At 65.5% G+C, this 12,195-nt stretch carries 9 protein-coding genes; 1 reads left to right on the forward strand and 8 read right to left on the reverse strand.

Features of this window, described 5'->3' with window-relative positions; translation table 11 throughout:
* Positions 1 to 75: 75 nt before the first annotated feature.
* Complete coding sequence (locus NO362_RS02040) at positions 76 to 2,265, reverse strand: elongation factor EF-2 (RefSeq protein ID WP_121568526.1); 2,190 nt, start codon at positions 2,263 to 2,265, stop codon at positions 76 to 78.
* A 330-nt stretch (positions 2,266 to 2,595) separates the two neighbouring features.
* Here NO362_RS02040 and NO362_RS02045 point away from each other — a divergent pair, with 330 nt between their 5' ends.
* Positions 2,596 to 3,369, forward strand: a complete 774-nt coding sequence (locus NO362_RS02045; RefSeq protein ID WP_256545941.1) for a DUF5781 family protein — start codon at positions 2,596 to 2,598, stop codon at positions 3,367 to 3,369.
* A gap of 93 nt (positions 3,370 to 3,462) precedes the next feature.
* Here the strand turns inward: NO362_RS02045 and NO362_RS02050 are convergent, their stop codons facing one another.
* The 7 genes from NO362_RS02050 to rpoB all read right to left on the reverse strand — a co-directional run bounded on the left by NO362_RS02050 (position 3,463) and on the right by rpoB (position 12,191).
* Positions 3,463 to 4,077, reverse strand: a complete 615-nt coding sequence (locus NO362_RS02050; RefSeq protein WP_256288772.1) for a 30S ribosomal protein S7 — start codon at positions 4,075 to 4,077, stop codon at positions 3,463 to 3,465.
* Between the two features lies 1 nt (position 4,078).
* Positions 4,079 to 4,507: a 30S ribosomal protein S12 gene (locus NO362_RS02055; protein WP_089768796.1), complete on the reverse strand. Its 429-nt coding sequence runs from the start codon at positions 4,505 to 4,507 to the stop codon at positions 4,079 to 4,081.
* 226 nt (positions 4,508 to 4,733) lie between these two features.
* The gene (locus tag NO362_RS02060) at positions 4,734 to 5,693 is read right to left on the reverse strand and encodes a mechanosensitive ion channel family protein (RefSeq protein ID WP_439331158.1); all 960 of its coding nucleotides are present in this window, start codon (positions 5,691 to 5,693) and stop codon (positions 4,734 to 4,736) included.
* A gap of 72 nt (positions 5,694 to 5,765) precedes the next feature.
* Entirely contained in the window at positions 5,766 to 6,188 is a 423-nt protein-coding gene (locus NO362_RS02065; protein WP_256288771.1) for a NusA-like transcription termination signal-binding factor, read from the reverse strand.
* A 5-nt stretch (positions 6,189 to 6,193) separates the two neighbouring features.
* Positions 6,194 to 7,429, reverse strand: coding sequence for a DNA-directed RNA polymerase subunit A'' (rpoA2, locus tag NO362_RS02070; protein WP_121568530.1), 1,236 nt, complete (start codon positions 7,427 to 7,429; stop codon positions 6,194 to 6,196).
* Positions 7,422 to 10,349, reverse strand: coding sequence for a DNA-directed RNA polymerase subunit A' (locus tag NO362_RS02075; protein WP_256546657.1), 2,928 nt, complete (start codon positions 10,347 to 10,349; stop codon positions 7,422 to 7,424). The genes rpoA2 and NO362_RS02075 overlap by 8 nt, the downstream gene beginning before the upstream one ends.
* 12 nt (positions 10,350 to 10,361) lie before the next feature.
* Positions 10,362 to 12,191 (reverse strand): DNA-directed RNA polymerase subunit B, encoded by a 1,830-nt coding sequence (gene rpoB / locus NO362_RS02080; RefSeq protein WP_121568532.1) that lies wholly within the window; start codon positions 12,189 to 12,191, stop codon positions 10,362 to 10,364.
* Positions 12,192 to 12,195: the final 4 nt, after the last annotated feature.

Raw genomic sequence — 12,195 nt, forward strand, 5'->3', positions numbered from 1 at the left:
AAACGGTCGGCGACCGAACGCGAAAGCGAACCGGCGGGCCGACGAGAGGGTGAGCCGAAATCGGCTCGTCGTCGCTTAGAACTGGTCGACGGAGCTGGGGAGTTCGAGCTTCATCCCCTTGCGCTCGCGGATCTCCATAATCTTCTCGCGCTGGAGATTGTCCGAGAGCACGCGGAAGCCGGCGTTCTCGGTGTTCCACGACGCGCGACCTTCGGTCGCAGAGCGGATGTCCGAGGAGAAGCCGATCATCTCTTCGACGGGCGCGATGCCCTCGATGACCATCAGGTCACCTTCCTGGTACATATCGTCGACGCGGCCACGACGGCCCTGGATCTCGCCGGACGCCGAACCCATGTGTTCGGAGGGAACGTCGATGCGGACGTTCTGGATGGGTTCGAGCAGCTTGATGTCGGCGTCGATCAGCGAGCGGTGGACGGCGTCGCGGACGGCGGGGATGACCTGTGCCGGACCGCGGTGGATGGTGTCCTCGTGGAGCTTCGCGTCGTGCAGTCGCAGGAGCGCACCCTCGACAGGCTCGTTAGCCAGCGGGCCGTCATTGAGGGCCTCTTCGAGGCCCTCGATGACGAGTTCCATCGTCTCGTTGAGGTGCTGGATACCCTTCGTGTCGTCGATGAGGATGTTCGTCCCGTGGATGTGCTCGACGTTCTGGGAGGTGTCTTTGTCCATTCCGGCTTCCTGCAGCGCTTCGCGGCGCTCCAGTTCCGGCATATCCATCGAGGCCTCGCCGAGCTTGATCGTCTCGACGACGTCGTCCGAGAGGGGTTCGACGGTGATGTAGAACTTGTTGTGGCGGTTCGGGGAGACGCCCTCGACCTCGCGGGACTCCTGCTGGGGAGCCTCGCGGTAGACGACGATCGGCTCACCGGTCTGGACCGGGATGCCCTGGTTCTTCTGGATACGCTGGGTGATGACTTCGAGGTGAAGCTCGCCCTGCCCGCTGATGAGGTGCTCGCCGGTGTCCTCGTTAATCTCGACGCGGATGGTCGGGTCTTCCTTCGCGACCTGCTGGAGCGTCTCGATGAGCTTCGGCAGGTCGTCCATGTTCTTCGCCTCGACGCTCTTCGTGATGACCGGCTCGGAGATGTGCTCGATCGACTCGAACGGCGTCATCTCGATGGACGAGACGGTAGAACCAGCGATAGCGTCACGGAGGCCAGTCACGGCCGCGATGTTCCCGGCGGGAACGCCGCGGTCGAGCTCCTCGCGCTCGCCACCCATGAAGATACCGACCGACTGGACGCGGTTCTTGCCCGCGGTCCCGGAGACGTAGAGCTCCTGGCCCTGCTTGATCGTCCCGCTGAACAGCCGCCCGGTGGCGATTTCGCCAGCGTGCGGGTCCATCGAGATGTCGGTCACCATAAAGACGACCTCGCCGTCGTCGTCGACTTCCTGCATCTGCCGGGAGATCTCGGATTCGTCGTCGCCACGCCAGACGCGCGGGATACGACGGGGCTGGGCGTCGAGCGGGTCCGGGAAGTGCTCGGCGACCATGTCGAGGACGACGTCCGAGAGCGGCGTCTGCTCGTGGAGTTCACGACGCTGGTCGTTGCGCTCCATCTCGATGATCTCGGGGAAGCCGATGCCGGTCTCGGCCATCGACGGCGCGGAGACGCCCCACTTGTAGAGCGCCGATCCGAACGCGACGGTGCCGTCTTCGACGGAGACCGTCCAGTCGTCGACGTCGTCCATATCCTCGGTCATCCCGCGGATGAGTTCGTTGACGTCGCCGATGACGTCCATCAGCCGCTCCTGCATCTCCTGGGGTCCTTCCTGCAGTTCGGAGATGAGGCGGTCGACCTTGTTGATGAACAGCGCGGGCTTGACGCCCTCTCGCAGCGCCTGCCGGACGACCGTCTCGGTCTGCGGCATCGCGCCCTCGACGGCGTCGACGACGACGAGCGCACCGTCGACGGCGCGCATCGCACGCGTCACGTCGCCACCGAAGTCGACGTGGCCGGGCGTGTCGATGAGGTTGATCAGGTGGTTGTCCTCACCGTACTCGTGGGTCATCGAAACGTTTGCCGCGTCGATGGTGATCCCACGTTCCTGTTCGTCTTCCTCTGTGTCCATCATCAGACGGGTCGCCTCGCCCTCGTCGGCGATCATTCCCGCCCCGGCGAGGAGGTTGTCCGTCAGCGTGGTCTTCCCGTGGTCGACGTGAGCGGCGATGGCGATGTTCCGGATCTGCTCCGGTTTGTCCATCAATTGCTCACACTCTTGTACGATCTTTTTTCGTCGGCCCATTATACGAGCCTGTACCGGTAGGAGGGTCAAAAGGGTAGTGTTTTGCCGGTGGCGAAATCGCCGGATACGGCGGTCGCTACCCAGGGTATGCCTCGTTTTGACACAGTAGGGTGGCTAATGATTACTCTCGTCTCTTACCGCCGACCATCGCCACCGGGAGTGGCGCTCGGCGGTACACAGTGAGAGTAATCATTAGGCGAGGTCGGCGCCGGCCGCGACAACCCAGACCTGTGGGTCGCGGCCGAGCCGTCCACTACGTCCGCAGACACCCGACAGCGGATCCACAGCAGAGTAAGAGTCTTGTTCGGCCACCCCGTGAGAGAGATACGCATGGACCTGCGAGTACGCGGGGACGTCCCAGCCGACCCGTTTCTCGGCGCTGGCGAACTCTTCGAGACCGAGTACGACCTCGAACTGCCGGTGTACGTCGACGTTCGGACGGACCCCGACGAGCGAACCTGGGCGGCGCACTACGACGACCACCACGTCCTGAACATCTCCCGACAGGCGGCGACGAGCGCGATGGCCCGCGAGTTGGTCGTCCACGAACTCGCGCATATGGCCCGCAACGAGGAGGGCCACGCCTCTCATCACCTCAAAACGGAAGAAGCGCTCTTTCTCGCGCTGTCGGGCGAGTCAGTCGAGCGGCGGAAGGTCGCACACTGCTATCAGATCGCGAATCATATGAAGGACATCTACGCCGACGACATCACACTCTCGGTGATGCCGCCGGAGAAACTGATCTCCTTTCTCGAATCCGAACTCGCGCGCGCGGTCGCGACCCGCTCGGACCCCGCACCGTGGCCCGACTCCCGCCGCGTCACCGCCGGCTCGGACCCCGAGATCACGGCTGTCAACGCGGCGTTCGCGCTCGGCCTCGTCGAGCGCCACGACGTGATCGACCCCGAACACCGGCTCTACGACTTAGCGCACGCTGCCGCCGACGACGCCCCGACCGTCGATCTCGACGCGTTCAAGCGGCGCTTCCGCTCACTCGGCGAGGACCCCTCCGACAGCGACTATCGGAAGACGCTGGTCGACGCCACCCGCGCGTACGTGGTCGGTGAACCGGGTGACGCTCGCGGCGACGTCGCTGCCGACTGATACTGTCGGACAGAAGTACGAGGAGACAGACCGGAGAGGACAGAGAGAGCAGAGAGAAAACGACGTGTTCGAGGAGTCGCGACTGCGAACGGTCTACCGGGCCGCTTCGGCGACGCGCTCGGACTCTTCTTTCTGGCTGATGGCGTAGGACTGAACGTCGTAGTCGGCCGCGCCGATGAGCACCTGTGCGAGCGCTTCGTCGGCGCCCTGCGGCGTCTTGTAGGAGCCGCGCTGGGTCCCTTCGGCGATGAACTTCAGCGCCTGGTCGACGCGGCGCTGGGGCGCGACGTCGACGGCCTGCGGAACGGAGATGCCACCGTACTTGAGTCGGACGGTCTCCTCACGGGGTGCGGCGTTCTCGACCGCGCGGACGAGGACCTGGATCGGGTTCTCCTCGGTCCGGTCGTTGACGATCTCGAAGGCGTTCTTGACGATTTTCATCGTCTTCTGCTTGTGGCCCGTGTTCTCCTCGGTCTGCATCAGGCGGTTGACGAGGCGCTCGACGATGCTGATCTCGGACTTCTTGAACTGTTTCGAGGCGTGACGGCCCATCGTGTGGGCGATCGGCGTCACGTTGATGTAGCGCTCCGTCGAGGGGTCCGCGTACTCGATCTCGGTGACGTCCCAGACGCCGAACAGCTGTGCGTTCGTCTCGGCTTCCTCGCTGTCTGCGGGGGCGTCGGGTTCGGGGGCTTCGCTCTCAGACATCTTAGCGCACCGGTTTCTCTGCGTTACCGCGGACCAGTTCGATCATCGAGACGCCGTTGACCTTCTCGACCTTGTAGTTCACGCCGGAAAGGTCACCCATCGCGCGACCCTTCGCGCCGCCGATCCCGGCGATCGTGACTTCGTCGTGCTCGTCGATGAACGAGATCGCACCGTCACCGGGACAGAAGGCGGTGACCTGCTTGCCGTTCTTGATCAGCTGTACTCGGACGCACTTTCGGATCGCCGAGTTGGGCTGCTTCGCTTCGATCCCGACCTTTTCGAGGACGATCCCGCGACCCTGCGGGGCTCCCTCGAGGGGATCGGACTTCGCGCCAAGACCGCGCTCGCGTCGCGCGTACTCGGAGTCGGACCAGCGTCGCTTCTGCCGGTCCTGCTTGAGTTTCCGCGCGGCGTACTTGCCGTTCGCCATAGTGACCCGGATTTCCCGTCGGAGCTACTTAAGCCTCCCTTTTCCGATCCGACGAAACGGGCGCAGGTCGGGTTAGCGACCCCTAAGAAGGATTCTGAGGCCGTCGTTTCGATTCGGGATACAGTCGCTCGCGAGGGGAGAGGGGCTGAACGGCGCGGAGAACGTGTCGTTTCGGTGTGAGGGCACCGGAGGCGAACCCGCGTGCAGTGCGGATCGAGGCCGCGCGTCAACTCCCGTCGCCGTACCGGCCGTCGCTGCCGCCGTCGCGTCCGGCACCCGGTGCCAGCCCATCCTCGACGTCGACCGACACCGAACCGCTGAGTTCCTGTCCCGACGGCGGTCCGAGCGTCAGGCCGACCTCGTCGAACCGTGCTTTCACGCGCCGGCGGAAGTCGGATTTGAGCGTCACGAGGTCGGCGTCCATCGGGTCTCCGACCCAGAAGTCCGCCCGGATCCGCACCGAACTCCCCTCGAAGGAGACGAGTTTCGACGTCGGATCGGGGTCTTCGAGCACGCGGTCGTCCGCCCGAGCGACTTCCACGAGTTCTCGGAGCGCCAGTTCGATGTCGTCGCCGTAGGCCACCTCTACCGGCTCGGTGACGCGGTACTGCTCGCGCCCGTACGGCCGCGTGAGCGCGTTCGCGGTCAACTCCGTGTTCGGGACGATGATCGTCTCGTCGTTCGGGGTCCGAATTCGCGTCACCCGGAAGTCGACCGCCTCGACGACGCCCTCGCCGCCCGGCCAGCCGATCCAGTCGCCGACGTTGAAGTCCGGATCCGCGACCAGAAAGATCCCGCTGACGAGGGATCCGACGAGTTTCTGGCTGGACGCGCCGACGACGAGCGTCAGCGCGGCGGCGATGATCGAGATGTCGGTCAATATCCCTCCGAAGCCCGCGCCGACGATGCCCGCGACGATCGCGACAAGGACGATCAGCGCGTGCAGATACGTTTGCGCGGCTGTTTCGATCGTCGGGTTGTTTCGGTTCCGCGCGGCGACGACGCGGGCGATGGCGGGGAGGACGAAGAGCCGTCCGAACGCGTAGGTCACGAGCGTCCCGAGCGTGAACCCCACGCCGATACGGACGGTATCACTGTACGATTCGCCCGCGATAGCGTCGAACGTACCGGGCGGGACGAGTTGCCCCGGAGCGAGCGCGCCGAACTGGAGCAGTCCGTCGTGCACGTCTCCGAGAGCGCGACAGCGACACAAAAAGTTATAGGACGGTTTGCACGTCTGTCGCGGCCCGCGACAGCGTCACGTCAGCTGAATGTCGTCGATGTCGTAGTGTCGGCGCGCGAGTTTGCGTGCGGTCTGGATGTGTTTGCCCTCGCTTCCGATGGCGACGCCGCGGTCGCCCTCGGGGACTTCGACGTATGCGACCCGCTCGCCGCCCTGCTCGGACAGCGTCACGTGTCGGACCGCCGCGGGCGCGAGCGCGTTCTCGACGAACGCGGCCGGCGTGTCGGCGTTTTCGACGAGTTCGACGTCACGACCGATCGCCTCCTCGACCGCCTGGACGTGCGCGCCGCCGGGACCGATCGCGGCCCCCATATCGCCGGCGGCGACGAGGATGACAACCCGGTCCTCGAACAGCAGGCAGTCGCGGGCCGCAGCGCCCGTCTCGTCCTCGAAGCGGGCGATGAATTGGCGCGCGTCGTCCGACAGCGTGACTCGCATCGGGGTCAGTCGTCCGAGAGTTCGGCTTCGGTGCCGCCGTCGGCCTCGATCGAGCCCATCCGGAGGTCGACGTCGCCCGTGCCGATCGCGACGGGCTTGCCGACGATGACGTTCTCGATGACGCCGTCGAGGTCGTCCTCCTCGCCGTGGACCGCCGCGTCGAGCAGGTGATTGACCGTGACCTCGAATGCGGCGCGGGCGAGGACGGAGTCCTTCGACCCGGAGATGCCGTGCCGACCGATCGACTCGATCTCGCCGCGGTTCGTCATGATGTCTGCGACGAGCATCAGGTGCCGGACGTTCACGTCGTCGAGACCCTGCTCGCGCAGCGTCTCCATCGTCTCGTTGATGATGGCTTCGCGGGCGGCCTCGACGCCGAGATTGCGGTAGACCTCGTGGATGTTGTTACTCGTCGTCCGCGAGGCGTCGACGCCCTCGATCGAGAGGACGTCGCCGAAGGCCGACCCCTCGGTGTAGAGGACGAACTCCTCGCCCTCCGTGCGTTCGTTGTCTTCCTTGCGGATGACGACGCGGGAGATGTCTTCGAGGCCCTTGAAGACGATGTCGCGGAGCTCCTCGACGAGCTGGAGGAGCCGTCGGTAGCTCGGCTCGTCGGGGCCGAACTCGATGAGCGTCTCCGAGCGGCGCGTGTTGACGCCGAGGGCGTCCTCGATCGTCTCGGCGATCTCCTGGGCGACGGTGTCGACGCTGTCGACGGTCGGCCACCGCTCGGCCAGCGTGTCCTCGTTGAGGTCGACCTGGACGATCATATCGGCGACGTTCGTCGAGATGTCGCCGAGCGCGAGGATCTTCGTCGCCTCCATCTGCCAGACGACCTCGTGGGCGCGCTCGCGGTTCTCGGCGTACTCGTCTTCGAGGTGGACCGTCATCATCGGCGTGTCGGGCGTCTTCCGCGCGTCCACCAACTCGATGAGGCGCGGCAGGCCCTGTGTGACGTCGATCTCGGCGACGCCCGCGTAGTGGAACGTGTTCATCGTCATCTGCGTTCCGGGCTCACCGATGGACTGCGCGGAGACGGTCCCGACGGGGTCGTGCGCGTCGACGCGGGAGTCCTCGTAGCGCGAGGAGATGGCCTGTGCGATGTCGTCGGCCTGTTCGAGCGTGACGCCCTCGCGGTCCTCGATCGTTTCGTAAATGCGGTGCTGGAGGCTCTCGGGCAGGTTGTAGTCCTGCACGATGGCCTCGATGTCGTCGGTGACGTGTTCGTACTCCTCAGTCATCGGATTCGACCCCCATACCCTGGGCCTTGTCGAGTCCCGGCCCGGCGTACTCGGAGATGTTGGTCGGCCGCTCCTCGCGGCCGAGGAAGCGTTCTTTCTCCTCATCGGAGCTGAACTCCGCGTCGAGGATGCGGTCGGCGACGTTCTCGACGTCGATCGGGTTCTCCTCGGAGGAGGAGACCTTCACGGGCGAGGTGCCGTCCTCGCCGAACTCGAACTGGACGACCGTGCCGGAGGTGTCGCGGACGGTACCGTCGTACTGCGCTTCCAGTTCGGAGAGGGCGTTGATCAGGCGGCGCTGCAGGTACCCGGACTTCGACGTCCGGACTGCGGTGTCGACCAGGCCCTCGCGGCCACCCATCGCGTGGAAGAAGAACTCCCGCGGCGTCAGCCCGCCACGGTAGCTGTTCTCGACGAAGCCGTGTGCCTCCGCCGAGAGGTCGTCCTTCTGGTAGTGGCTGAGGGTCCGGCCCTCGTACCCGCGGTTGATGCGCTCGCCCCGAACGGCCTGCTGTCCGACACAGCCGGCCATCTGCGTGAGGTTCAGCATCGAGCCACGCGCCCCAGAGCGGGCCATCACGACCGCCGGGTTGTCGTCGCGGAAGTGGTCTTCCGCGATCTCACCGGCGGAGTCACGGGCCTTCCCGAGCTGCTGCATAATCTTCATCTCGAGGGTCTCGTCGACCGTCCGACCCGGCAGCGATTCGAGCTCGCCGGCCTCGTAGATCTCGATGAGTTCCTGGACGCGGTCGTAGGCGTTCTGGATGGCCTCGTCGACCTGCGCGTTGGCCTCGCCGGGGATGGACTCGTCGTCGATCCCGATCGAGAAGCCGAAGTGCATAATCGCGCGCATCGCCAGCGACGCGACCTCGTTGACGAACACGCGAGCGCGCGTCTTCGAGTGGAGCTTCGCCAGCGTGTCGACGACCTCGCCGCCGAACGCGCCGACGGCGTCCTCGTCGATCGTCCCGGAGAGGAGCTGGCCGTCCTCGATCACGACCTCGTCGCCCGCAGACGACGTGAACTCGAGGTTCAGATCGTCGGGCAGGAGTTCGCTGAAGAGCTGGCGGCCGGTCCAGTAGGGCTGGCCGGTCTCGTCCTCGCCGGCGGGCTCGGGAAGCGTGTCGATGCTCGTCGCCCGGAGCAGGTCGAGCGCCTGCGTCTCGGTGAACTCCGGATTGCCGTTCGTCAGGAGGTAGGTCCCGGAGATGTGGTCCTGGATCGCGCCGATGATGTTCTCACCGAAGCGCGGGCTGAGGAGTTGTTCCTGCACGCGCATCAGGACGCGCGCCTCCGCACGCGACTCCTCGGTCTGGAGCGCGTGCATATTCATCTCGTCGCCGTCGAAGTCGGCGTTGTACGGCGGACAGACGACGGTGTTGAGCCGGAACGTCTTGTACGGCATCACGACGACCTCGTGTGCCATAATCGACATCCGGTGCAGCGACGGCTGGCGGTTGAAGATCACGATGTCGCCGTCGATGAGGTGTCGGTTGACCTCCCAGCCGGCGTCGATCTTCTCTGCGAGCTCCTCGCAGTTCTTCTCTGTGACCTTCAGGCGGCGGCCGTCGGGCCGTTTGACGTAGTTGGCGCCCGGGTGGCCCTCGGGGCCGTTGCGGACGTACTGCTTGGCCCGATCGAGGTTCCGCTCGGAGACGTTCATCGTCTGCGTCATCTCGCGAGCGACGCGCTCGGGGACGCCGACCTCGTTCAGCGAGAGCGTCGGGTCCGGCGAGATCACGGTCCGCGCAGAGAAGTTGACGCGCTTCCCGGACAGGGAGCCACGGAAGCGACCTTCCTTGCCCTTCAGGCGCTGACTCAGCGTCTTCAGCGGGCGGCCGGAGCGGTGTCGCGCCGGCGGCGTCCCGCTGATCTCGTTGTCGATGAAGGTCGTGACGTGGTACTGCAGCAGTTCCCAGAGGTCCTCGATAATCAGCTGTGGCGCACCCGCCTCGCGGTTCTCCATGAACCGCTGATTGATGCGGATGATGTCGACGAGCTTGTGCGTCAGGTCGTCCTCGGAGCGCTGCCCGTTATCCAGCGTGATCGACGGGCGAGCGGTGACCGGCGGGACCGGAAGCACGGTGAGGATCATCCACTCGGGCCGCGACCGACTGGGGTCGATCCCGAGCGTCTCGATGTCCTCGTCGGGGATGTCCTCGAACCAGTCGCGGATGTCCGAGGGCATCAGCTTGTTCATGTCCTCCTCGGTGAGGTCGACGTCGAGCGCCTTCTCGATCTTCTTGCGGTCGTCACCGACGGGGCGGAACTCGCCCGAGAGGATGTCGTTGACGCGGCTGACGTCGAGGCCGGACTTCTCAGCCAGTTCGGCGGGTGACATCCCGCTGTCGTCCTCGTCGGGGTCGGGCTGCATCGCCGAGGCGATGCGCTCAGAGTAGTCGCCGGCGAGTACGTCCTGCACCTCGTAGTAGGTGGTCGGCTTCTCGTGTTTGATGTCGTGCTGGGGCGCGCCGCAGTGCGGACAGCGGCTGGCCTTCCGCGCCTGTCGGACGCCCGATTTGAGGACGTCCGTCCAGTCCTCGCCGAGTTCCTCGTTGCGCTGCAGCGCGTCGGTGAACTCCTCTTGCTCGTCGGCCGTCAGCGAGAGGCGACCGCACTCGCGGCAGGTCGAGCGGAGCAGGCGGCGGATGAGCTTCGTGAAGCCGACGTGGATGACGGGCGCGGCCAGTTCGATGTGGCCGAAGTGGCCGTTACACGATCCCGAGTGCGAACCGCAGGTGCGGCACTCGAGCCCCGGGTCGATGACCCCGAGACGGGGGTCCATCAGCCCCATATCGATTGGGTAACCGTCGTCGTCGTACGTGTCCGCGGTGATGATCTTCGTCGCGGACATATCTCGGTACGTCTCCGGGTCCATCAGCCCGAACTGGATGGCACCGATCTCTTTGGGTGTCTGCATTGACATTGTTGGTTAGACTGCGTCTTCGAGGTCGAGTCGCGGTCGGATTCCCAGTGCGATCATCTCGTCGAGGAGGAGCTTGAACGCGTAACTGATCTCGATCTCGTGGATGTCGTCCTCGTCGCCGGTGACGGGGTCGTAGATGCGGCGCTGGCCGCGGTCCTCGACGGCGACCATCCCGGTGTCGGCGGAGATGTACACCGTCTCTTTGTCCGAGGAGTCGAGCAGGCGCTCTTGGAGCACCATCGCGGCCCCGTGGCCGATGACGGTGTCACGCTCCATCTCGCCCAGCCGGAGACCACCCTCGCGGGCGCGCCCCTCAGTGGGCTGGCGGGTGAGCACCTGCACCGGCCCGCGCGAACGGGCGTGCAGCTTGTTGCTCACCATGTGGTAGAGTTTGTGGTAGAAAATCGTCCCGACGAAGATCTCGGCCTCGATCTTCTCGCCGGTGACGCCGGAGTACATTACCTCCTTGCCGGAGGACTTGAAGCCGTGGTCCTCTAAGGCTCCGCGGAGTTCGTCCTCGGACTCGCCCTGGAAGGCGGTCCCGTCGACGCGGCGGCCTTCGAGCGCGCCGACCTTGCCGCCGAGCATCTCCAGCACGTGGCCGACCGTCATCCGCGACGGCAGCGCGTGCGGATTCAACACGAGGTCGGGCACGACGCCCTGTTCCGTGAACGGCATGTCTTCCTGGGGCGCGAGGTGGCCCACGACGCCCTTCTGACCGTGCCGGGACGCGAACTTGTCGCCGAGTTCCGGGATCCGCTGGTCGCGGACGGAGACCTTCGCCAGTTTGGAGCCGTCTTCGCCTTCCATCAGCGTGACGGTGTCGACGACGCCGGATTCGCCCGAGCGCATCGTCACCGAGGTCTCGCGTCGCTTCTGCGGCGAGAGCCCGCCCATATCGTCGGGCTCTTCGAGGAACCGCGGCGGCGACGTTTTCCCGAGGAGCACGGAGTTCTCGTCGACCCGCGTCTCGGGGTTGACGAGGCCGTCCTCGTCGAGGTGCGTGTAGGCGTCTTCACCGCGTGCGCCGCGTACGTCCTGGCTCGGCACCTCGAATCGGTCTTCCTGACCGCCGGGGTAGCGGCGTTCCTCGCCCTCGTAGGTCCGGAAGAAGTGCGAGCGGGCCATCGCGCGGTCGACCGAGCCCTGGTTCATCACGAGTGCGTCCTCGATGTTGAACCCCTCGTAGCTCATCACGGCGACGACGAAGTTCTGCGCCGCCGGCCGCTCGTCGAACCCGATCTGCTCTGTGGTCTGCGTTTTGACCATCGAGAGCTGTGGGTAGTGCAGCAGGTGCTGTCGCGTGTCGGGGCGGATGCGGTAGTTCGCCGCGGGCAGCCCCAGCGACTGCTTCATCATCCCGGCACCCATCGTAATACGCGGCGAGGCGTTGTGCTCGGGGTAGGGGATCATCCCCGCACCGATCCCGAAGATGAGCTGCGGGTCGATCTCGAGGTGGGTGTGGTCCTCGTTGATCTCGTCTTCGTCGACTGCGACGTAGATGTCTTCTTCCTCCTCGGCGTCGATGAACTCGACGTAGCCGCGCTCGACGAGGTCCTCGAACTCCAGTGCGCCGGACTCGACCGCTTCGATCTCCTCGTCACCGAGGAGCGGTTCGCCGTCTTCGACGACGATCAGCGGTCGGCGTGCGCGACCGGCGTCGGCGTTGACGATGACTTCGCGCGTCCGGTCTTTGACCGAGACGTTCACCATCTCGCTGACGTCGCCGCGGCGGCGCGCCTCTCGAATCTGTTCTGCGAGCTGTTCGGGATCGGGATGCGTCCCGACCAGACTACCGTTGACGTAGACTTTCGCCTCTCGTTGTGACTGAGCCATCGTT

It is taken from the genome of Halobellus inordinatus, assembly GCF_024498335.1.
GTDB classification, from domain to species: Archaea; Halobacteriota; Halobacteria; order Halobacteriales; family Haloferacaceae; genus Haloquadratum; species Haloquadratum inordinatus.